General features: G+C 44.0%; 21 protein-coding genes. 7 read left to right on the forward strand and 14 right to left on the reverse strand.

The features are described 5' to 3' along the window. Positions 1-10 precede the first annotated feature (10 nt). On the forward strand, positions 11-478 hold the full coding sequence (locus RQP52_RS23525; protein WP_315954112.1) for a ferritin-like domain-containing protein: 468 nt from the start codon (positions 11-13) through the stop codon (positions 476-478). Between the two features lie 118 nt (positions 479-596). Here the strand turns inward: RQP52_RS23525 and RQP52_RS23530 are convergent, their stop codons facing one another. The 6 genes from RQP52_RS23530 to RQP52_RS23555 all read right to left on the reverse strand — a co-directional run bounded on the left by RQP52_RS23530 (position 597) and on the right by RQP52_RS23555 (position 5,349). Next, positions 597-1,370, reverse strand: a complete 774-nt coding sequence (locus RQP52_RS23530) for an RnfABCDGE type electron transport complex subunit D (protein WP_315954113.1) — start codon at positions 1,368-1,370, stop codon at positions 597-599. Continuing rightward, on the reverse strand, positions 1,371-2,264 hold the full coding sequence (locus RQP52_RS23535; RefSeq protein WP_315954114.1) for an FAD:protein FMN transferase: 894 nt from the start codon (positions 2,262-2,264) through the stop codon (positions 1,371-1,373). Next, positions 2,264-2,689, reverse strand: a complete 426-nt coding sequence (locus RQP52_RS23540) for an FMN-binding protein (RefSeq protein WP_315954115.1) — start codon at positions 2,687-2,689, stop codon at positions 2,264-2,266. The genes RQP52_RS23535 and RQP52_RS23540 overlap by 1 nt, the downstream gene beginning before the upstream one ends. 89 nt (positions 2,690-2,778) lie before the next feature. Further along, the gene (locus RQP52_RS23545; RefSeq protein WP_315954116.1) at positions 2,779-4,083 is read right to left on the reverse strand and encodes a sensor histidine kinase; all 1,305 of its coding nucleotides are present in this window, start codon (positions 4,081-4,083) and stop codon (positions 2,779-2,781) included. Continuing rightward, the gene (locus RQP52_RS23550; protein WP_315954117.1) at positions 4,083-4,775 is read right to left on the reverse strand and encodes a response regulator transcription factor; all 693 of its coding nucleotides are present in this window, start codon (positions 4,773-4,775) and stop codon (positions 4,083-4,085) included. Before RQP52_RS23550 ends, RQP52_RS23545 begins: the two co-directional genes overlap by 1 nt. A 25-nt stretch (positions 4,776-4,800) precedes the next feature. Continuing rightward, positions 4,801-5,349 (reverse strand): hypothetical protein, encoded by a 549-nt coding sequence (locus RQP52_RS23555; RefSeq protein WP_315954118.1) that lies wholly within the window; start codon positions 5,347-5,349, stop codon positions 4,801-4,803. Positions 5,350-5,604: 255 nt separating this feature from the next. Here RQP52_RS23555 and RQP52_RS23560 point away from each other — a divergent pair, with 255 nt between their 5' ends. Both RQP52_RS23560 and RQP52_RS23565 read left to right on the forward strand, forming a co-directional pair. Continuing rightward, positions 5,605-6,516 (forward strand): CapA family protein, encoded by a 912-nt coding sequence (locus RQP52_RS23560; RefSeq protein WP_315954119.1) that lies wholly within the window; start codon positions 5,605-5,607, stop codon positions 6,514-6,516. A 121-nt stretch (positions 6,517-6,637) separates the two neighbouring features. Further along, on the forward strand, positions 6,638-7,405 hold the full coding sequence (locus RQP52_RS23565) for a YheC/YheD family protein (protein ID WP_315954120.1): 768 nt from the start codon (positions 6,638-6,640) through the stop codon (positions 7,403-7,405). Between the two features lie 198 nt (positions 7,406-7,603). Here the strand turns inward: RQP52_RS23565 and RQP52_RS23570 are convergent, their stop codons facing one another. Then, positions 7,604-8,701 (reverse strand): threonine aldolase family protein, encoded by a 1,098-nt coding sequence (locus RQP52_RS23570; protein WP_315954121.1) that lies wholly within the window; start codon positions 8,699-8,701, stop codon positions 7,604-7,606. A gap of 99 nt (positions 8,702-8,800) precedes the next feature. Here RQP52_RS23570 and RQP52_RS23575 point away from each other — a divergent pair, with 99 nt between their 5' ends. Together RQP52_RS23575 and RQP52_RS23580 are read left to right on the forward strand one after the other, a co-directional pair. Next, on the forward strand, positions 8,801-9,097 hold the full coding sequence (locus RQP52_RS23575) for a Rieske (2Fe-2S) protein (protein WP_315954122.1): 297 nt from the start codon (positions 8,801-8,803) through the stop codon (positions 9,095-9,097). Between the two features lie 75 nt (positions 9,098-9,172). Then, positions 9,173-10,585, forward strand: coding sequence for an amino acid permease (locus tag RQP52_RS23580; RefSeq protein ID WP_315954123.1), 1,413 nt, complete (start codon positions 9,173-9,175; stop codon positions 10,583-10,585). Here RQP52_RS23580 and RQP52_RS23585 read toward each other — a convergent pair. Continuing rightward, positions 10,500-11,129 (reverse strand): LysE family transporter, encoded by a 630-nt coding sequence (locus RQP52_RS23585; protein WP_315954318.1) that lies wholly within the window; start codon positions 11,127-11,129, stop codon positions 10,500-10,502. The two genes, RQP52_RS23580 and RQP52_RS23585, sit on opposite strands and share 86 nt — an antisense overlap. 165 nt (positions 11,130-11,294) lie before the next feature. Here RQP52_RS23585 and RQP52_RS23590 point away from each other — a divergent pair, with 165 nt between their 5' ends. Beyond that, complete coding sequence (locus tag RQP52_RS23590; protein WP_315954124.1) at positions 11,295-12,062, forward strand: MerR family transcriptional regulator; 768 nt, start codon at positions 11,295-11,297, stop codon at positions 12,060-12,062. Positions 12,063-12,236: 174 nt separating this feature from the next. On the opposite strand, the gene RQP52_RS23595 is transcribed toward RQP52_RS23590, so the two are convergent. From RQP52_RS23595 to RQP52_RS23605, 3 genes are all read right to left on the reverse strand, one after another. After that, positions 12,237-13,619, reverse strand: coding sequence for an MATE family efflux transporter (locus RQP52_RS23595; RefSeq protein WP_315954125.1), 1,383 nt, complete (start codon positions 13,617-13,619; stop codon positions 12,237-12,239). A 139-nt stretch (positions 13,620-13,758) separates the two neighbouring features. Continuing rightward, positions 13,759-14,778, reverse strand: coding sequence for a Gfo/Idh/MocA family protein (locus RQP52_RS23600; protein ID WP_315954126.1), 1,020 nt, complete (start codon positions 14,776-14,778; stop codon positions 13,759-13,761). A 3-nt stretch (positions 14,779-14,781) separates the two neighbouring features. Continuing rightward, positions 14,782-15,624 (reverse strand): sugar phosphate isomerase/epimerase family protein, encoded by an 843-nt coding sequence (locus tag RQP52_RS23605; RefSeq protein WP_315954127.1) that lies wholly within the window; start codon positions 15,622-15,624, stop codon positions 14,782-14,784. A 154-nt stretch (positions 15,625-15,778) separates the two neighbouring features. Here RQP52_RS23605 and RQP52_RS23610 point away from each other — a divergent pair, with 154 nt between their 5' ends. Next, positions 15,779-16,684, forward strand: a complete 906-nt coding sequence (locus RQP52_RS23610; RefSeq protein ID WP_315954128.1) for an AraC family transcriptional regulator — start codon at positions 15,779-15,781, stop codon at positions 16,682-16,684. A 309-nt stretch (positions 16,685-16,993) separates the two neighbouring features. Here RQP52_RS23610 and RQP52_RS23615 read toward each other — a convergent pair whose 3' ends face one another. Genes RQP52_RS23615 through RQP52_RS23625 form a run of 3 tightly spaced genes read right to left on the reverse strand, consistent with a single transcriptional unit; the run spans position 16,994 to position 23,171 of the window. Further along, complete coding sequence (locus tag RQP52_RS23615; protein WP_315954129.1) at positions 16,994-18,709, reverse strand: hypothetical protein; 1,716 nt, start codon at positions 18,707-18,709, stop codon at positions 16,994-16,996. A 37-nt stretch (positions 18,710-18,746) separates the two neighbouring features. Further along, positions 18,747-20,045, reverse strand: a complete 1,299-nt coding sequence (locus RQP52_RS23620) for an efflux RND transporter periplasmic adaptor subunit (protein ID WP_315954130.1) — start codon at positions 20,043-20,045, stop codon at positions 18,747-18,749. 12 nt (positions 20,046-20,057) lie between these two features. Further along, complete coding sequence (locus RQP52_RS23625; RefSeq protein WP_315954131.1) at positions 20,058-23,171, reverse strand: efflux RND transporter permease subunit; 3,114 nt, start codon at positions 23,169-23,171, stop codon at positions 20,058-20,060. Between the last annotated feature and the right edge of the window lie 37 nt (positions 23,172-23,208).

Genomic DNA, 23,208 nt, shown 5'->3' on the forward strand with positions numbered 1-23,208 from the left:
GAGGATCAAAATGTATTGGATATATCCAAATGAATATCGTGCCACATTTCAGCCAATATGGAATGTAAACTTACAACAAGCTTTAGAATTAGTGAAATCATCCGTACAGGGTGAAAGAAATGATGAGTTGTTCTACGATGAACTTATTAAGCTTGCACCAACGTCTGAACAGTCAGCCCTTATTGCCTCCATACGTGATGATGAACGAGGACACAATCAGATGTTTCGCGGTATTTACAAAGATCTTACTGGACAGGAGATCTATGGTGTCAGCAATGAACTATACCCAAAAGTACATTCTTATACTGAAGGATTAAAACAAGCTATCCAAGGTGAATGGTCTGCAGTTGAGAAATATCGGTTAATATGGTTTGGTCTCCCTTCTGGTATTTATCGTGATACCTTGTATGGCATTATATTAGATGAGCAAAAACATGCAAGTAAATACAACTATTTGCTCACATTGAATCGGAAATAATTGATCTTATGTATATAAAAAGCCAATTTGTTTGTCTAAAGACCGACGATATTGGCTTTTTATATTAAACAATACAGAGATTTGTACCGAAGATTTGCTCTTTTGGTTTTCAGTAGCGTTATTTTTTCCTCGATCTAACCACCTGATAGGCATTACTAATAAGCAGTCCGATAAATAAGTACATTAGGCCACCAAAAAAACCATAAATAACAACACCTACTATTGCGCTTAGCACACCAAAAATCACTTGATCCTTATTGGAGACTGGCGAGGTCGGTGGGTCTGTCAGCATAAATAGAGCAAAAAACATTGAAGCGTTTATAAAAGGCGGTCGAAATGCATCGGCAGCTTCTCCAACATGCATGAACCCCATTAGTAGCAATAACAAAAAATACGCACTAAGAAATGCAAACACTTGTGGGAATTTGTTCACACGATTGGTAACTACGTAACCGCCTACTAAAAGAAATCCAATTGTCCACACCGGTAGATCCCCGAATGCTCCCCACCAGCTCTGCCCAGTTTGAAAAAAGAGAATAGACAATAGCAGACCGAAGGCAGCTGGGTTAAATACTGGTTTTTTCTTAAAAACAATAAGGTGCTTAGATAAAATAGCCATGATTACAGTAATGGCTACCAAATACCACGAAGTTGTTGTGCTTAAAATTAAGCCGATAATGAACCCTGTTATAACAGCACCGTCGGCTAGCCATTTTTTTCTTTTCCCAAACAGAAAACAGATTCCATCCATCCCTACTGCTGTTACCAGAGCAATTATAACATTATAAATTCCTTTTATATCTGATAATAATACCTCAGCTATAACTAGAAAGGCTACCAAGCAGATAATAACATAGCTCTTTGGTTTTTTATGCCATGGATGAGTAGACATTTATATCCCTCCAACTCTTTCCACATGTAACTTAGATGTAATCAATATTCCCTTCAATTCCATTTCAATCATCAATTTTTGGCCTTGATCCAGCCCATATAGACATATGACCGTTGAGAAGACATCTGCCATCATTGCATAAGGTGCCACAATACTGCAGCTAATCAACTCATGAGGCGATTGCTTGCTGTTCGGGTTAATAATATGATGGATCTCTGCACTGACTTTGCTTTTACGTTCGTAGCCGCCAGATGTACATACTGCTTCGTTCGATACTTCAATGGTTTCTATGATATGATCCTTGTGTACTGGATGCTGAATGCCAATTCGCCAAGCTTGGCCCATCTCATCTACCCCACCAGCATAAAGATCTCCACCAGCATTTATAACGAAGCCCTGAAAACAAGCCAGCGTCTGGGAGGCGATGTCGATAGCAAATCCTTTCGCAACCGCACCTAAATCAATTACCATTGGTTTATGCAAATACATCGAGCAATCTTGCTCTCGTAAGTCGATATCTCGATAAGTAGCCTTATCTGAAGCTAGATTCGAGCTGATTTCCCCTGTTAAATAATGCCGATTAAATCCATAATACTCCATTGTTTTTCCGATTGTAGGGTCAAATATCCCCTGTGTCCATTCCGCCATTTCCAAAGCAAACTTCAATGGTTGAAATAACCAGGAGCTGATCTGAACATGAGTTCCAATCTGTTGAGAAGCCTTCATTAATTCACTATCCGGAGAGAAACGGCTGCATGCCAGTTCCACATTCCGAAATGCTTCAAATGCTTGCTCGATCACCGGTTCGACCTCAGTCACTGAAAGGGAGCTAACGACCTTTATTTCAACGACCGTATCCATAAACAACTTAGTTTTTTTTAAAATACGAACCATTAGGCATTCCGCGCTTGTGTCAGTGCATTTTCAATAGCATCTTGAAATGCTTGTGTACTATATGTTGCGCCTGAAACATTCTGTACTTGAGCGCTTTGTTTTTGTATTACTTCTTCTGGCAATCCAACAACGTCTTTTTCGGAATAATGCATGGCAAAGTGACTGATTTCGACGTCGGTTATTTTATCATTTGTAATGGTCACTTTTACTCCAATGGACCCACGCCGATTACTGCCACTTCCCTCGAAGGTGCCACTCTTATATTGACTTTTGATCTGGCTTTTAACTGTATGAGTATTGGTTTGAATTTGCTGCTGTGGTTGCGATAAAGCTGCTTGCGTTTCTGTCGTTATATATCCAGCACAATACATGACGCCAATGGCTGTCGTACAAAGCGCAATCCATTTTTTATCCATTTTAGCCATATTCATTCCTCCAAGTTATACAAGAAGTACTTGTGATATCCTGCTTTACTTTTCATCTACTTCAAACATGATACATTATGTAAATGAAATTAAACTGAAATCCGCTCAGGCTGGAATTCAATTTCGAATAGACTTCCTTTCCCTTCTTCACTCGTTACATGAATGTAAGCACTGTGACTGTTCAGGATGTCCGCGGCAATAGATAGACCTAATCCAGCGCCACCCAATTCTCGTGAACGTGCTTTGTCTACTCGGTAGAAACGCTCGAATATGCGTGCGAGCTCTTCCTTGGGTATACCAATTCCCGTATCAGCTATTTGTAAAGTTGGTCTACCGTCTTGTGAAGTGAGAAATGTGATCGTTACTTGTCCGCCAGGTGGTGTATACTTAATCGCATTATCAAGTAAGATATAAACTAATTGCTTTATTTGATCGAGGTTCCCGTGAATGAATGTAAGTTCATGTTCAATTACTGGGGCATCCAACTTTAAAATAATTCCTTTCGCAAGTGCCAGCGGCTGTATCGCCTGATACATATGATGAGAAACTTGAACTAAATTAACCTTATCCATCTTTATCGGAAGTGATTTCGAATCACTGCGGGCTAAAGTTAGTAATGACTCTACAAGTCGGATCATCCTTTTCACCTCATCCTGCAAACTATCCAGGATATGCTGTTCGAACTCGGGTAATGTATCCTTGCATTCCTCCAATAATTCTACCGATGAATGAATAACACTCAGTGGTGTCCTTAGCTCATGAGATGCGTTCGTTGTGAACTCAACCTGGCGAGCATAGGATTTTTTAATAGGGACCATTGCTTTGCCAGCAAAGAAATAAGCTAACCAGATCGCAATGGATAATAAAACAACAGTAGAAAGCATGAGGATTAGCCTGATTGTACGTAGGAGCGCTTCATTTGAGGATATGTCTATGGCCATCCAATATACGCCGCCAGCATCATTTAAAATTTGAGAACTGACTAGAAAGGTTTGCTTTTTTTCACTTTCATCCATATAAAACCGTTCACCATTCTCACGTTTCATTTCATATCGTTGTGACCAATTTAAGAGTTGATTGGACATTGCTGTGTAATGACTAGGTGAAATCTGGGTTTTCTGATCCGGACTCACCCAAACAATTAATTCATCAGAAAGTAAGAATATCCACTCAACATTCTTACGGTCCATTGGTCGAATTCCTTTTGCTTGCTCCTCTATGCGATGCTCCCATTGCTGGGCCATTTTATTTTTGAGATCATCTAATTTCTGAATTTCATTGTGTTGAAGGCTTTTCTGTAGAAGCAGATAAAAAAAAGCAGTGATTAGGATGATAACAACGCCAAGGATACTGCCGAAGAATATCGTCAGTTGCTTTCTTGTTCGCTCGAACATCATTCTCCCCCCTCTACAACCAAGCGGTAACCAAGTCCACGTACATTTTGTATAATTTTATCTGAAAAGGGGTCGTCCAGCTTCTTACGCAGTAATTTAATGGTGGCATCAACTGTATTCAGTGTAATTTCCGCATCTATGCCCCATACTCGATCACTTAACTGCTCTCTACTTAATATTTGTTTTGGATGCTGTGACATAAAAGACAACAATTGAAATTCGCGGCGCGAAAGAGGAATCGAAACCCCGTTTCTACTCACTTCAAATGTACTATGGTCAATGACAAGTGTATCGCCAAATATTTTAGTATCCGCTTCCCAGTTCGTTTCCTTTCTACGATATAAGGCATGAAGGCGAGCAATCAATTCCTCAAAATCAAATGGCTTCACCAAGTAATCATCTGCACCGGCATTTAATCCTTGAACGCGGTCAGTAACGGAATCTCGTGCCGTTAGCATAAGGATAGGCGTCCGATTCTTCTTCATTCGGATTTCTTTGCACAGTTCAATACCGGTTTTGTGTGGAATCATCCAGTCCAATATATAAATATCGAAGGTCACTCTTTCCATTAAATCCAATGCATACTCCGCATCTAATGCCCATTCCACCTGGTACAGTTGCTTTTTAAGCTTATATTGAATCAGCTCGCCAAGCTTCACATCATCCTCAACCAGTAAGATATGCATAGCCATACCACCAACTTCCTCAGTTTAATCGCTATAAAAATGCATGAATCAAAAATAACACAGCAAAGGCTAGTCCACATCTAAGATGCCATTTCTTATCGAGTCTTCTGTAGCGGAATAAACCCGATATCGGTACCGGTAATAGGACGATTAGTGCAAGAAGCCCGCTAATGTTGTTGAAATCCCATTTAAAACCATACATAAAAACGGCAACTGCATGGAGTGTAATGAGTGCAAGCGCCAGAATGGCTATTGCAGCATGAAATTTTTTGGCAATGCGAAGTAACATAACCAACCCTTTTTTCATAGCAGCTAATTTCGTCCAAATCCGATGTTTTATTATAAGTGCTAAAACGTAATTCGCTAACACTACGAATAAGGCTATCCGGGCATTAGATCCATAATCTTTGAATGTATGCTCAAAACGACGATTGTGAAGCGTTGATGCTGGTAAGTGAAATAGACTCCAAAGTTGCCATATCACATAGATTGTAGCTACTCCCATCGCACTAAATACCCACAAGCGTTCTTTCTTAGGAATCCATGACTGTTTTACTTCTTGATTTTGCTGAGCGCCCATCTTACTTCCTCCACCTTCATTATGAATAGTTGTAATATACCCTATCTTTCTGAAAATGAAATGAAAAGCACAAAACCGAAAATAGTCCGTATTCGATTAGTAATGAAAGGCGTCAACCTTGAGAGGGTTAGAATGTAAAAACTCACGCGGATCCAGACATGGGTCTTTTCCTTCTGACCGTACCGGGGATGCCTAACTTACAAGCATTTCGCTATTCTATCGCATAAGGTGTAATCATGAAAGGAGTGGCTGAATGTGAAAATCACAATCGCAGCAGTCGGGGATTTGTTGATGAAAAAGCAGATGATCGCCTCGGCCGCACGTGAAGGCGGATTCGCCCCTATTTTTTCAAAAGTGAAGCCTTATCTGCGGAAATCTGATTTAACGATAGGTAATCTTGAGACGACCTTCTCCGGCAAACATTTCCGCGAAGAGCCCGGAAAACTGTTATTCAACTCTCCGGACAAATTCGCTGCTACGCTCCGGAACGTGGGCTTCGATGTAGTAGGCACAGCCAATAACCATTGTATGGACGGAAAGCTATCTGGTTTGAGGCGAACATTAAATGTCCTCGATCGACACGGTCTGCGACACACGGGCACGTATCGCTCCGCCGGGGAAGCCCGCCGGAAACTGATTGTTAACGTAAAGGGAATTAGAATCGGAATATTGGCTTATACGAAAGGAACGAACGGGATTCGAGTCCCGAAGCCGTGGTTAGTCAACCGGCTTAACCATAAAAAAATCATAGCGGACGTGCGCAGCTTGAAGAGTCGAACAGATTTTATCATCGCCTGCCTACATTTCGGGAAAGAATTTCGAACTTATCCCGACCGCAAACAAATCCAGCTCATTCAGGTGTTGTTTCATCATGGTGTGAATGTAGTACTGGGAGCGCATCCCCATGTGCTGCATCCGATAAGAATGTTTAAGGTGACGGACATCGACGGACTTACTAGAAATCGGGTAGCGGCGTCTTCTCTAGGAAATTTCGTATCCACCGAACTTCCTCGGCATACAGCTAGACTGAGAGGAACAATCTTGATGTTAACCTTGACGAAAAATGCAAAAGGGATCACGGATGTGTTGAAAATATCATGTGTGCCAACCCGTATTTTACAAAATGTAGAGAAGAAAAACGTTTATCGGGTTGTTCCTGATCGATAGAGTTAAACATTGTAGAACAGACATTGTGTGGACATAAATGTGCACTAAAGGAACCTTGGTTGTAAGTATATAGTTGTGGAGTCCAAACAACCATTAACTGTTCTTCATAATACTAAAGAGTATGAATACTGATGCTTGGGGTGAAGGCATGGTTTACTGGAATAACAAGTTAGGCAAATACAAAGCCTTACTAACAAATGAGGAAATAGCTCTTAGTCTGCCACCAACAATCCTTGCAACCGAAGCAAACGTGGAGGGGATGTTGGAAAAATATCGAATCGTTTATCTAAAGCCGAGTAATGGCACCGGTGGCTATGGTATTTTCAAGTTGTCTCGCACGGACACCCGATATCGGTTGGCGAATGGCACGCGGCACCGTTCATTCTCAACCTTTAAGGGAACGTATAGCGCATTTCAGCGTGCCAAAAGGAAGAAAGTCTACTTGGTGCAGAAGGGCATCCCCTTACTCCACTATCACGGACTTCCGTTTGATCTGCGCATTATGGTACAGCGAAACCGACAGCGTAAGTGGGAGGTAACCGGAATCGTGGGACGATTAGCGATGCCTAATAAGGTCGTGACCAATTACCATAGCGGGGGTAGGCCGATGCCAGTGGAAAAGCTGCTTTCCCCTTTTATGTCTAAAAAGGAGCAAGTTTCCTATGTGGAGTCGCTTAAGGCGCTAGGCATTAGGATTAGTAAACATATGAGTGGCATTTTTCCGAAATTTCGTTCATATGGGATAGATATAGGCATTGATAAGGAAATGAAGCCTTGGATCATAGAGGTCAATACACGTCCAGATAAATACATTTTTAATGCCCTTTCCGATAAGCGGATGTTTCGTAAAATCATACGATACGAAAGATTCACCAAATTAAGTAGATGACGTAATTCAGCTCTGGACAATAGAGGGGTAAGAAAACTAATTCAAGACACTATTTAACTCAGATACTTACCATTAAGCTAATTGCCCTTTTTCTTGAGTTGCATCTTCTCCCCTCCAGGACTGACGGCCATTGGCTTGATGGCTGAAAACAACATAAAAATCCCCTCCTGTTACCAGTTTGGGGATTTCATTGACGATCTAAACGCCGTTTTCTCTCATTTGATTCTCCAACCACGCAAAAGCTTTCTTAAGCTCTTCCTTCGGTACATGGGCATACCGATCACCGATGGAAACCTCATAACAGCAAGATGTTTCGTTTATTTCTTTTACATAATGTGTGAGTCCAACCCCAGTTGCTTCATATAAGTTGATTAACAGGGATTCCATCTTCTCTTTTGGCATTTGGATATGTACGTGGAACATATTCGTGACTGGCTGAACAGGGTTCGTAACAATGCCAGGAACCTGATTATACAAAGCAGCAAGTTCTATGGCTCCCTCGTAGTACTGCTCCATTTTATCTACACGCTGCTTGAAATAGTGACTTGCACTAACGATATATGGGTACAGACTGATTAGATCGCCGCCGTGACGTCTTTTCCATACTTTAGACTCTTTCGTAAACGTCTCGTCACCTGCAAGAATTGCCCCGGCAATGCCGCCAATCCCTTTGTAGAACGAAATATACACACTATCAAACAGCTCGCAGATTTCGCGTGCAGACTTCTGATAATAAGGAAGAATTTCGTATAGTCTAGCCCCGTCCAAATGTAATTGGATGCCCCGGCTGCGGCAATAGGCAGAGATCTGAATAAGTTCTTCATAATCCGGAAGCTGCCCGCCAATTTCCCGCTGTGGCAGTTCCAGCAAGATACAAGCGACATCCTCTTTTAGTTGTTGCACATCTTCCAGACGAATTAAACGATCTTTCTCACCAAGTAAAATAGGCTGGATGTGATGAAGTTCTTTTAATCCGTCTTCCTCGTGAATTTCCAGATGGCTGAGCGGGTGATAGGCAACTTTCTTGCTCCCTTTGCGGTCGCACCAGATGCGCAGAGCAATTTGCTGCGCCATAGTCCCACTTGGGAAAAAGACGGCCGATTCTTTTCCAAGAAACGTTGCCATTTCCGCTTGGAAATCTTCAATAAGCTTACCATTCCCGTAAGTATCTCCATCCGTAAGACCATCAACATCTTGCAAGGCGTCTATCAGAACTTGAATATTTCTTTTGCCATGCCCACCCAATGGGTAGCTAGTTTGTTGGAACGCTGCTAATAATGGATTGATTTTGTTCATTTGTATCGTACTCCTTTGTTTGTCATGGCTCACTCTTGGTCTCTGAAGGGCAGTGGATTATAATCAATCTAACGCTATTTCGAAAAAGGAGATTCAAACATGAAGGAAATCCTCATCGGTTCCATTGATCAATTTACTGCTTTTCCTGTGGAGGTTGAGCTTGACCGTGATCTATATTTTTTGATGCAGGTAGACGATGACCAGTACACCCTTTACTCAAGTGTTTGCCCTCATGGCGGCTACACCGTGGATCTGATTGACGGAGAGCTTGAATGCCCTCTGCACGGTTGGACGTTTGAAGTGCACACAGGACGGTGTCATAATGTGCCTAGCGCCAGACTCGCCTCCTATAACGTCATCCTTCGTGACAACCAGCTGTTCGCTCAGATGGCATGATCCTACGTATATTTTACCAGTGGTCAAGCTATAATAACAGCTGTTGTTATCAAATGAACGGCTTTAGGAGGCTTCATGTCCGACAAGATGAGTACGAGCAAGCCCCAGGGAATGAAGTGGTGGCAGTTGACTTTACTCGGAGTCGCCTGCACAATAGGTACCGGTTATTTCCTGGGCTCCGGAATCGCGATTCAAATGGGCGGTGTCTCCGTCCTTTTCATGTTTATACTCGCAGCTTTCGGCACTTATATTGTCTATGACGTTCTGGCCAAAATGACGGGCAAGGAACCTGCACAAGGCTCGTTTCAAACCTACGCCGCCAAGGCTTTCGGACGCTGGGCAGGCTTCAGCAGCGGCTGGGTCTACTGGTGCTCAGAACTATTAATCATGGGTAGTCAGTTAACAGCGCTATCCTTTTTTACCCGCTTCTGGTTCCCCAGGTTCCCGATGTGGGTGTTTGCCACGGCTTATGCGCTCTTAGGACTTGGTGTTATTCTCCTGGGGACCAAAGTTTTTGAACGTGCTGAGCATATTTTTGCCATTATCAAAGTATCCGCCATTGTGATGTTTGTGATTATCGCGGGCGCGGCGGTCTTTGGATTCCTTACAGGGACCTACCCGCCAAAGTTTCCGACTTCCAAGCAAGCCTTTTTGCCAAAAGGGGGAGTCGGTATTTGGTCATCCTTCATCTATGCTTTTTATGCATTTGGCGGCATTGAAATCATGGGCATTATGGCCGCCAGACTTAAAAAGCCTGAAGAGGCCCCGAAAGCCGGGAATTCGATGATTTTTCTTTTAACCATCATCTATATCGCCTCGTTAGCGCTTGCCTTGACACTGATCCCACTGAGCGGTCTGCAGGGAAAGGAAAGCCCTTTTCAGGTAGCCTTAGGTTCCTACCAACTCCCATTTGTTCCTCATGCCTTCAATGCGATATTAATCATCGCAGGGTTTTCGACCATGGTCGCTTCCCTATTTGCGGTTACCACGATTCTTGTCGCACTAGCTCAAGATCACAATGCTCCCGCCATATTTGCTAAACGAACAAAGGGCAAACGCAAAATGCCGTTACCCGCCATCGGATTTACAACTGGCGGAATAACGGCAGCCGTGCTAATGGCCTTATTTCTGCCTGAAAAATTGTACGCCTATATCACCACCGCGGCAGGCATCATGCTCCTGATGAATTGGCTCTTCATCCTGCTCTCTTCAGGACGATTACTTCAGTTATCCGTATGGGGGAAAATTAAAAGATACACAGGCATGCTTCTGATCCTAGCCGCTACCACAGGAACGGCCTTTCACCCGACGAGCAGACCCGGCTTCTGGATCAGCTGCTTGTTCATCGGAGTGATTGGCGTTGTAACTTGGGGGCTCAGCTTTAAATGGAAGGAGCAACTCTCTATGAAACAAAGAGGGCATGAAACGCTTTTATTCCAAAATGCAAGCCAAAACCAATCAAGGATAAACCTGAAACGACGGAGATGACCGAAAGTCCGCGTGGCGTCAGGAATTTACGAAATACGCTGGCTAATGAAGCCATGATGAGATCCCATAGGATAATCCCCACGAACATGATCCCCGTATACAACAGCACGTGGTTTCTATCATACTTGGCGATGGTTTCAGCTAACACCGATCCATAGATTCCCAGCCAAAACAGGATCGACAAGGGAGAACTGATTGCCATGAGGAATCCGGTAAAAAAGGATTTGGCCAACGTTTCTTCGGATTTATAGCCCTCCGTTTTCAACTTGCCAGCACTAATGACGCTTTCAATCCCTGTATAGAGTAAAACAAAACAACCAAACAGCCATAGAAACGTCTTCATAAAAGGTGTTGTAAGGAAGTGGACAAGACCGAAATAAATGAGGACGATCATGATGACGTCAGCAAGCATGCCACCTGCGCCTACCATCCATGCATGCACAAAACCGCGTTTGATGCCTCTATCCAGCATCGCAGCATTAATAGGCCCGATTGGAGCGGAAAGCGACAACCCCAAAAGTAAAAAACTTAGCATCACATACATCTCTATCACCCATTCGCTCTTTATACATACAAGCCTTATGGCTCGTAATATCCTATTCTTTGAATAGGGCTTGTATAACTTTGATCCAGGTTTTGGACAATAAAAAAAGTCATTGACATTCACGCAGCGTAAAGCTGTAGAGTGAAGTTGTCAGGAGGTGAACAGATGGAATACACCGTGCAGAGTCTCGGGAAGTTAGCAGGTGTGAGCACCAGAACACTTCGATACTATGATGAGATTGAACTTCTTAAGCCGGCAAGAATCAATTCCTCCGGGTATCGCATCTATGGGCAGGCAGAGGTTGATAGACTGCAGCAGATTTTATTTTACAGAGAATTAGGTGTGAATCTTGAGCGTATTAAAGACATCATTACTGCCCCCACTTTCAATGAGGCCGATGCTCTTAAAGAACACTATACACAGCTTCTGGACAAAAGAGCCCAGCTGGATGCCTTGATTGCCAATGTGGAAAAAACGATAGCATTAAATGAAGGGAGAATATCCACCATGTCAAATACAGAGAAATTCGAAGGCTTTAAACAACAGCTGATTGATGAGAACGAGAACAAGTACGGGAAACAAATTCGTGAGAAATATGGCGACGAGCAAGTGAATAAATCGAATCAGAAATTGAAAAATATGACGCAAGATGAGCATGACGAGGTTACGAGACTGACCCAGGAAGTCATCTCCACACTTGCAGAAGCTTTCAAAACGGGAGATCCGGCTAGTGAGGCCGCCCAAAAAGCCGCGGAATTGCACAAGCAATGGCTTTCCTATTACTGGAGCGAATACAACAAAGAGGCACATGCCGGTCTAGCCCAAATGTATGTGGATGATGAGAGATTTAAAGCTTACTATGATGATAAACAACCAGGAACCGCACAATTTCTGAGAGATGCTATACGCATTTATACCGGTTTTAAGGATTAATCGCCTAGTGTACGGGACACTAGCATTTTTTCTATCATATCCTTCAAACATCCAGTTATTTAGAAGAAACCTGAATAGAATAGTATTACACCAGCCAGCCACCAGCAGCCATGTGTATGTCAACCCCTCGACCCAAAAAAGCACAGGAACCCTTAGGGGGCCTGTGCTTTTCGGTTATGAGTTGGCTGCTACGCCGCCGCCAACAGGTTTGACCAGCGCTTTGCTTTCCCATACGCGGCTTCTCCACCGCAAATACATAATCAAGCCTCGCAACCACTCGTCGCAAGCAAAAGCAATCCATACACCTAGAAGTCCCATGTGCATGTGAATGCCCAGCCAATACGCAAGCGGCACCGCAATGCCCCACATGGAGAGAACACCCATGGCAACTGGAAATCTAGCATCACCCGCCGCACGGAGTGAATTAATAACAACGAGATTAAAGGTCCGTCCAGGCTCCAGAATTACACTTAGCAGTAGAATCCCTGATCCTATCCCAATAATCTCCGGATTATCCGTAAACAACCCGAGCAGCTCTTTGCGGAAGATAGAGGCTATACCAACAACCACAAAGGTCAGTAAGAAGGTCATTCTCAGACTGCGAATGAGCTTATGGTACGCTGCCTTAAACTCGCCGGCTCCAACCATATGACCTACGATAATCTCCGTGCCCATACCGATTGCCATACCAAGCGCCATAAAATAATTCGTAATATTCATCACATACACATGAGTACTTAACGCGACTTGACCGATGATATTAACAAAGCTCACAATCATTAAGTATTGAGATTGCCAAGACAAATGCTCTCCGGCAGCAGGGAGTCCGATGCTCAAGATTTGCTTCACAATACGTTTATCAAACGTGATGTAATCCTTGAAGCGAATCGGGAATGGAATCCGACGATATAAAATCACAAAAAGAACGATAAGTCCAAGTAAACGGCTTACAACCGTGGAGACCGCTGCCCCCGTTACGCCCCACTCAGGGAATCCGAGGTTCCCGAAGATAAGCAGAATGTTCCCTACGACATGGACCACGTTCACGCCTAGAGTCACGTACATCACATCTCTTGTCTGGCCATTGGAACGAAGTACGGAGGATACTGCATACGACAGAGCTTCAACCCATATAAAAGCACTGATGAGATTCAAATATTTCTTAGCTATGGCAATCTGGTCTGGAGCCAAGTTCATTAGCTGCATGATCGATTCGCCAAATACGACCAAGACGATACTGACGGCGATCCCGAATAATAAATTGATGGTTATCGCCAATGCCGAAATACGGCTCGCTTCCTTCGCCCTGCCTGCTCCTAAATTCTGGGCTACTGCTACACTTGTTCCGATTCCAACGAAACCAAACATCAGGATACAGAATACGATGATTTCATTGGCTAATCCGACAGCTCCGGTTACTTCATCCGAGATTCGACTGAGCATGAACACATCCGCGGTACCGAGCATCATCCGCAGAACGGAGTCAATGAAGATCGGCCACGTGATGGCGAATAGACTTAGCTTTTTCCAAGTTGCTGTTGACTGAGTGTCTATCATTTTCTTCTATGCTCCTCAATTTTCAAATGCCTTTAGTTTAGGATACGTAAGCGATTTCAGTCAAATGCTACTAATATCCAACAAAACAACCTTGGATTTTCTCTTTCGAGGAATTCCAAGGCTGTTCTATGATTTATAGCTATTTTACACGAACCCATGCACCGCGATTATCTGCCGATTCAATTTCAGCTTCAGCAATAACAATGCTGTCCATCGTACTGAAAGGTGTAGCTGTTGCTACGTCCTGTCCGGAAATCAGAGTCTCAACGAAATATTTGAGTTCCTGGTAGTAGCCCATTTCCGCAGAGATCTCTGGACTGAAGCCAGGACCGTCGTTCACATTTACTTTTAGCCCTTCTGAGTTGAAAATGATGTTGCCTTTTTCGAAATTAACGCGGAACTGCATATCGAAGCCATAATCCCCTTGCAGCGTCCAGTCCGCTTGCGCATTGATGACTTTGCCGTCTTCGTACAAATAGTTGGTTGAAACAACATCGTACCCGCTGCCTGGCACTACGTTACGAGCCAAGGTGGAGACGGATTCCGGTTTACCGAACAACCAGTTAATCATATCGATGTCATGCACGTGCATGTCGAGAAGAGCACCGCCGCTTTTCGCATTCTGCAGCAGCCATGGTCCCCAAGTCGGCGTTCCGCCGCCGCGGTAGAAATACCCAGCGAGAACTTTGCCATACGTTTCGTTTGCAACGGCTTGTTTCAAATATTCGTAAGCTGGCCAGAAGCGGAGGCATTGACCGATCATCAGCTGTTTCCCGTTTTGCTCGGCAGCTTCAATCATGTCTTTACACTCTTCGGCATTCAGCGCCATCGGCTTCTCACACAAAACGTGAAGGCCTTTATTCAAACATTGAATGGAAATCTCTCGATGCAAAAACGTTGGCAGCGTCATATCTACACAGTCCAGCTGCTCTTTTTCAAGCATGTCAGCAACACTTGTATACTTATTGTAAACACTGAAGTCAATGCCGGAGGATCCTGTATCGATGTTCCCACCGGACGCATTCCCTTCCAGCTTTTCGATATCAATATCGCATAAAGCAACGACTTTAATTGGAACCCCTTCGGCTTCAAGGCGAATGTAGTTTTCCAAATGGGTTCTCCCCATAAAACCTAACCCGATTAATCCGATTTTCAACATGGCTTATTTCCTCCCCAGAATTGCGTCCATAGCACCTGATGTATTATAAATAATTTGCTGACCGTAATGCGTATAGCCAGGAATCATCTCAGCGATCACATAATCTTCGTAGCCAATCGCTTGCAACGCCTTCACCACTTCCGGATAGTTCACATCGCCTGCAAGTAAATCTACGAATCCGTGCAAACCTCCCGCGGCGCGGCGATAATCTTTGAAATGAACTTTTTTGATACGGCTATTTAAAATGGAAATCCAGTGCTCCGGGTAACCGGCATATAAGACATTCCCTACGTCGAAATAGGAACCGACATATGGCGAATTGATTTTATCAATGAAATCTCTCATTTCCAGCGGTGACAACAAGAATTTATTCCAAACATTTTCAATGCCGATGGATACTTTCAGAGATTCTGCAATCGCAGACAGCTCACTGAACCCTTCCAGTGCATAATCGTAGGCTTTATCATATGGCACTACTTCAGAGTCCGGAATGAAATCTACGCCAACCGCACCAGGCACGACCAATATCGTGTCTACGCCTAAAATCGCTGCGCTTTCCAACTGCTTTTTGATGATATCTTTCGCTTTTTGACGCGTCCCTGCATGTCCACTCGTGATGGGGTACGTCCAATATAAACCGCTGGCTAAGCTCGTTAATTCAATTCCTTTATCGTCAGCAATCTTGCGGTATTGTTTGATTTCGCTTTCATTACTTTCAAGACTGAGCTCGCCTGTTTCGTTCAAAGCCAACTCGATACCGTCAAACCCGGCATCCTTCGCGACAGCTATACATTCCTCCACCTTCATGGAGCCTGGAAATGACCAAATATTTATCCCTTTTTTCATCGTTATCGCCTCCGTCTCTTACCTTTATTATAAAAGACGTTGGTTGGATAAGATTTATCCAAAAAGCCGATTTATTTGCACTTTTACAAAAATGAATATGATAAAATAAGGCTGGGTCCTATCACCACAACGACGCTAAGAAAGGACGGACAGCATGGAATTCCCACGCATACAGCTTCAAGAATCACTAACCATTCAAAATCTCATTTCCTTTCACTATTTTGAGTATGCAAAGGGATATGTGTTTGACGGCGAACAACACGACTTTTGGGAAATTCTATATGTCGACAAAGGAGAGGTCGAGGTTCGGGCCGATGATCACATCCACACGCTTCAGCAAGGGCATATGATTTTTCATAAACCGGAAGAATTCCATACCGTTAGCGTAAAACATGAACATAAACCGCCTAATCTTATTGTCATTTCCTTCGAATGCACGTCAGAAGCGATGTCTGATTTTGAAAATAAAATTGTGCCGCTGGGCGACAGGGAAAGAAATATGTTATCCCTCATTATCCAAGAGGGGTTTCATGCCTTTCTGCCTCCCTTTGATCAGCCTTCCGTACATCATCTGGAACGGAATCCGAAAGCCCCTTTTGCCAGCGAACAGTTGATCAAAACATATTTGGAAGCGCTGCTTATCACACTGATTCGCAATCAGAAGTCGGCCGCTTCAACGATAGATTCCGTCACCAAGATTAAGCAGTCCTCTCTGCAAAAAGAAAAAGCCGAACAACGCATTGTTCAGCAAATCATCGCTTATTTACAGGAAAATCTGTCGCAATCCTTCACCCAGGATCAGTTGTGCCAAACGTTTCATTTGGGAAAAAGCCGATTGAAGGAGCTTTTCCAGTCACAAATGCAAACCGGTGTGTTAGAAGCGTTCAAATCGCTCAAAATCGAACAAGCCAAAACCTATATCAGAGAGGGCCGGTACAATTTCACTGAAATTGCCGCGATGCTCGGATATGCCAGTATCCACTATTTCTCCAGAGACTTTAAGAAAACAGTGGGGATGTCCCCCTCGGATTATGCGAAATCGGTGAAGGCGCGTGTTTAACCACCTCTCACTGTAAAAAGAAAACATTGAGTTCATTGGACAAAATCCACTGAACACAATGTTTTAAAGGCCCGATTTGCCGTCTTATTGGATGAAATCCAATGCGATCGATAAATCGCGGCTCTAATGGGTTGAAAATGACCGTTCTATTGGATTTCGTCCAATGTATTGAACAATTTAGATGCGCTATTGGCGTTTACATTGGATATCATCCAGCGAGGCCACGATCCACCCCTGAATCACTGTTTAACACCGCTAATGGTTCATATATATATCAAAAAAAGCACCCTGAACGGGTGCTTTTTTCATTTATTTAATGACTTTCAATAAACGTTTTGCTGTACCATTAGCCGTTTCAATTGTTTCATACACATTCACAGTGAATGGATAGCTGAATTGATCCGTTGTAATGTTCGAAGCATCCAACGTCTGTACGCCGCTAATCAATTTATTGTCGCCATTGAAAGCTGCATCTTTGGAGCCAATAACGCGACCTGCGTTATCGACGATCTCGAATCTCAATTTGGAGAAGTTGTTGTCTACAACAACATTCTCTTTTTGCTCGATACCCAGATCAAGACGTACTTTGTACGTGTAAGTCAATTGAGGTGTCGTTACCGAGTTAACTGTCACATCATTGAATTTCAGATCAAATGGATACAAGGAAATCGTTGAGTCTGTGTCTTCCTGCTGCAGATCCGTTTGCAGTGCTGCAATTGTCGTTGTGTACGGCGCAGCAGCAACTGAATCAAGCAGCTTCATGGAAAAGCTGGTTCCCGTTTCCGATTGCGGAACGATGTACGAGTAGCTTACGACGTAGCTGAGACCCGGGTTCATCATTTGAGTCACATTAGCTTGGCGAGCTCCTTGGTAGGTTAAACCTTGCCTACTCACCAATTCCGATGCGAACGCTGGCAGCGCGATTGGCGTTGTGCTCGTGTTCGTTAGTTTGAACTTGGCTACGGCAGTTTTATAACCCTCGCCTGGGTTCTCATGCAGATGAAGCTCCATCAAAGAGACTTGTGTCGATTTGTCGACCACTTTCGTCAAGGCATCGAACGCGATCGGTTGACCGATCGTATAAGGAACTGCCGTTGAAGTGCCTTGCTCTTTCGGCCATGCAACAGCTAACTTACCTGTCGCTAGTGTCGCTGCATCAGTTCCACCTTTCGGAACATAGTTATCTGTTGACAAGACAACCAAGTTAGACAAGGTCACGCCATTTTCAACCGGGATTGCAAAATGAATATATTTTTGCTCACCGGCTTCCAAAGTAACCGGCTCTACTTCCGCACGTTTTCCTTCGTAGTTCTTCGTTTCGGACTGTGCATCCAAACGGAATGCTGGCACTGTTTCGCGGCCTGTGCCAGGGTTGCTAGCCAGAACAGTAACGACAGCTACACGGCCTGCGGTTGTATTTTGCATGGAAGCTTCAATTGCTGTATAGGTTAAGCCGGAGTTAACACCTGGGATCGAGAACGATTGGCCCCAAGCAATGTTAGCAAGACTTTGTAACGCTGCACTTCCCGTGGCGCCATACCATACGGAATTGGTTGGCATTGCAAGCAGCGTTTTTTCGACTTTCGGGTACGAGTAAACGTCAACGTTGACGAAGGAAAGCTGATCAATCGTGCCGATTTCCTTCGTATCAACGGCCGTCATATAAACAAGCTCGCCGATTTCTTTCGGCTGTAAGGACTCTTTATTGGTTCCACTTGGCTTCAGTGTATAGGAAACGCCGCTGGAAGTCTGCACGCGAAGCTCATGCTCAGGCACCCGGTTCTGTGTCACGCCTCCATTGTATAAACGAACTGTGACAGCAAGCTGTGAACCGGTAGCGGTTGGCGTCACAGCTACACTTTTCACGGCTGCGCGGATGTCGCTTGTCAGTCCATAATTGACTGAAGGGGCACTAACTGGCGCTGTTGGCGCAGCATCGGCTGCCCATACGGCGGTGCCGCCTTGAACGATCATGGCGCCAAGCATAATCGCGGTCAGACTGTTTTTCCATGGTCTTTTTTTCATGTATATACGCTCCTCTTTGTGTAGTTTCGCTGCTGGTTTATTTCGCTGCCGGTGTCGCACTTGCAGCTGGGGAAGCACTAGCGCTCTCTACCTTTTGTCCGTCCTTCAATGTGTTCTGTCCGGAAATGACTAATTTCTCGCCATCTTTCACGCCATCAATCACTTCTTGGAACTCCCCATTGATACGTCCAAGTTTCACTTTACGTTTTACATATTGATCGCCTTGTTCAACAAAGACAAACGTATCTGATTCTTCACGAATGATGCTTAACGTTGGAATTGCAACAACTTGCTCTTCAGTTTCCGTTGTCAGCTGCACCATAAATCTGCTACCCGGTTGAAGTTGGTGATCGCTGTTTGGCACTTCCAACTCAAGCGTGTATGTTTTGGTAGCCGCACTCATAATCGGAGCTAAATAGCTGATTTTTGCTGTTCCTTTTTTGTCCGGCGTATCTGGATTATAGTAAACTAGTTCTTGTTTCCCTTTGACAAGCTGGTAGTTGGTTTCGGTAAGCTCTGTTTTGATTTTAATCGGATCAATTTGCTGAACTTGACCGACCTTACCGGCTGCCGCGGAGATCGTCTGTCCAACGACCACGTTGAAGTCAGTTAGTACGCCACTGCCTGGTGCTTTAACTTCATAATTCTCCAAGGAGCGCGTCGCATCCTCTAAGGCTAAGCTGGCAGATTCTGCCTGCGTTTGAGCGGAAGTGATCGAATCGGAATTGTCAAAGGCCGACAGCTTGCTTTGTGCTGCTTCCAAATTCATTTGCGCACTGTCCAAAGCTTGCTTCATTTGATCCACTTGATGTTGAACCGCTGTACCTGCATCAAAATCATTGCGAGTTTTGTTATAATCTTGCTGAGCATTAGTCAAAGCGGTTTGAGATCTTGTCACATTGTCCGCCAAATCCTTGCGGTTGTTCACTTTGTTGTCTCGTGCTTGCTGTAAAGATTCTTGCGCACTTTTCAAAGCTAGCTCACTTTTCCGTTGTGCGGACAAGGCGTCTTTATTATCGATAACGAAAAGAACTTCACCTTTTTCCACGTACTCTCCGCGTTTTTTCACCACGTTCAGCACTTCACCGTTTGCTTTTGAAATAACATCAAGCGTCGTTCCTGCCGCTACATCGGCTACTTGCTCAATGGGATTGCTAATTTTTTGCTTCTTAACAGCCTCGGTTTTAACTGCTTTTGGCGCTAACGAAACCGTCGCAGCCCCCTTGGCTCCTGGCGCGGAACAGGCGGACGCTAAGACCGCAGCTGCGGTCAATAGCGCAATTACGCCCATCGAGCGATATTTAAATTTACGTTTTCTTGAACTATCGTTAATCATCTATGTGCCTCCTTATACCTCTATCGTACTTGTGGTTGTGTTTTGGTCATTTTTTTTACGATTGAACATACGACCCATTCGGTTCTTAATGCTTTCAATCAACTCGTACACAATAGGTACGACAACTAGCGTTAGAACAGTAGAGGTAATCAGACCACCGATAACGACAACACCAAGTCCTTTACCGATCAATCCGCCCTCAGCAGAAATACCTAAGGCCAGCGGCACCAAAGCCATAATCGTAGCTCCAGCTGTCATAATGATCGGACGAAGTCTCACTTTCCCTGCCTCAATTAAAGCATGGCGAACCGTGTAGCCTTCATGGCGCAGCTGCTGCGCACGGTCGATCAATACGATGGCATTCGTGACGACGATACCGATGAGCATAAGGAAACCAATCATAGATGTAACCGTTAGTGGCTCGTGCGCAATAACGAGTCCGAGCAACCCACCGATAACCGCAAGCGGTAGAGAGAACAAGATAGCGAATGGTGCACTTGCGTTTCCAAAAGCTAGAACCATGATCAGATAAACTACGAAAACCGCAGCAGCCATGGCGACGAACAATTGACCAAAGCTTTCATTAACGTCGTCGGAAACACCGGTCACTTTCGGTGTTACGCCTTCTGGCAATTCAACATCTTTTAATGCCGCGGTAAGCTTAGCACTTACGCCGGTTTTATTGGAATCATTAATTTTCGCGGATACTTTGACAAGCTGCTGCTGATCTTCACGTGCAAGGGATGCAGCGCCCTTCGTTTCGTTAATTTTGGCTACTTCCTTCAACAGAATCGTTGAACCATTTGATCCGGCTAACGGAATATTGCCCAGTTTTTCAAGCGTGTTTTTGTCCGATTTATCTAACGAAACCGTCGTTGTATATGTGATATTATCAAATTTCATATCTCCCAGACTTTGCTTTTGAATCCAGGCACGTGCTGTATCTCGAACAGATGAGGAGCTTAAGCCATAGGCTCTTGCTTTATTCTGATCCACAGCAATCTCTATTTCTGTTTTAGCATCACTTAAGTTATCTTCAATCTCAGAAAGCTCTGGGAAAGTTTGCAGCTTATCTTTAACCATTTTAGCTGCTTTCTCCAGTTGAAGTTGGTCATCGCCTTGCAAAGTGTAGGCAAAGTCCGTCGATGAAACGCCGAAGTCACCTTCCATCGCTTTTGGCTCAACTTCAGATCCGGCTGGCAATTCAGAGAGAATATAAGCCTTCATTTCATCTTTTACTTGATTGCCATCTACTTTGTCATTCACTTGAACGAAAATTTGTGACGCGTACGGTGTACGCTCATCGTCATTGCCGGCATAACCGACTAAGGATTCCACAAATTTGAAAACAGGCTCGCCAGTTGAATCTTTCGTATCTAACAAGACTTTTTCGATTTCCTTCGTTTTCGCATCCGTCGCTTCAAAAGAAGTTGAATATGGTAATTTCAGTTGGAAATACATTGTCGTCGCGGCACTTGATTCAGGCAAGAAGGCCACGGACAAGAATGGAATGGTACTGGCCATTGTCACAACGAGCATCAGCGCTGAAATAAGCAGCGTTTTGATTCTGTTTTTCAAACTCCAAGTCAATACTTTCTCATAGAACGTTGTTAACTTCGTTGGTGCGGACTCATCATGATGAACTTTGCTTGGTTTACTGCGAAGTACAAGCAGCTTAGCCAACATCGGAATAACCGTTAAAGCTACAATCAAGGAAGAAAGCAACGCACAAGCGATTGTTAAGGCAAAGGGTCTAAAGAATCCACCGACAACGCCCGTAACCAAAGCAAGTGGTGCGAATACCCCAACCGTTGCAAGTGTGGAGGACGTAATTGCCATTGAAACTTGTTTCGTTGCCAGAGCAATAACAGACTCATTACGCTCCTGTGCTTTCTGCAAGGAGGCATATATATTTTCAATAACGACAATCGAGTCATCCACGACCCGGCCTACGGCAATAAAAATACCGCCGAGAGTCATCGTATTGAGCGTTAAACCTAGGGTAGACATTAATAGTAAAGTAATCAAAATGGAAAGCGGAATCGAAACCAGAACAATAAGCGTCATCCGAACATTACGGAGGAATATCAGAATCATTAAGGATGCCAGAATAGCCCCTACAATACCTTCACGTATAAGTCCTGAAATTGATTCATTAATTTGGTCTGCGCTATCGTACGTATTCTTGAAAGTAACGTTAGGCAAAGTTGTTTTCCACTCTTTAATTTGCTTTTGAATCTCATCAGAGAAATCAACCGCATTCGCACTGCCTGCTTTGTACAAAATCATCCCAATCGCCGGCTTGCTATCCAGTCGACCGATGAAATCAGATTCCGTAATCGCTTTGACATTTGCAACCTGATCTAGCGTTACGATATCACCTTTTGGCGTTGTAATTTCCAGCTGCTCCAAATCGTATAAGCTGGTCAAGTTGCCCGTTACACGCGTCATCTTGTCATTGCCGCTGATTTCTACACTGCCAATCGGACTTTTCGTCGCAGCAGCATTAATCGCATTCGATACCATGCCTGGCGATAGACCATAAACATCAAGCGCGGCGGCATCCAGCTCAATATCCAGCGAGGTGTCTCTGGCGCCGATTACGTCCATATGGTCAATCCCTTTAATTCCTTCAAGAGCTGGCTTGATTTTGTCTTTAAAAGATTTATCAAGTTCCGTTTGGCTAATGCCGTTATCGGCATAAGCGACTAAATAGTTGGAAGGGAAGGAAGCCGCGCCGAAAGTTGAAGCTTTCGGTGTTCCAGCCGTAGCTGGAAGAGAAACTTCTGCAAGCATATCCTGTACTGCTTGCTTCTTCTTATCAGTGTCTACATTTTGTTTGAACATCAGAATAATCATGGAGAAGTTATCACTTGATGTCGACTGCATCGAATCCAAATCTTCGATATTGGCCAACTTCTTCTCAATCGGTGATGTAATTTCATCCATGACATCCTTTGGTGCACCTGTATACGTAGTCGTTACAGCAACTACCGGGAAAGAAACGTTCGGCATGTTCTCTACTTTAAGCTGCGATGAAGAATACAAGCCGCCTACAAAAAGCATGATCATGATAATGAATAATGCCGAAACATTTTTCATGGAAAAGTATGTGAGTCGATTCATTCCTTTACTCCCCTCATCTAATGATTGTTTCTATAAG

Source organism: Paenibacillus violae, assembly GCF_032461945.1.
Lineage (GTDB): Bacteria > Bacillota > Bacilli > Paenibacillales > NBRC-103111 > Paenibacillus_E > Paenibacillus_E violae.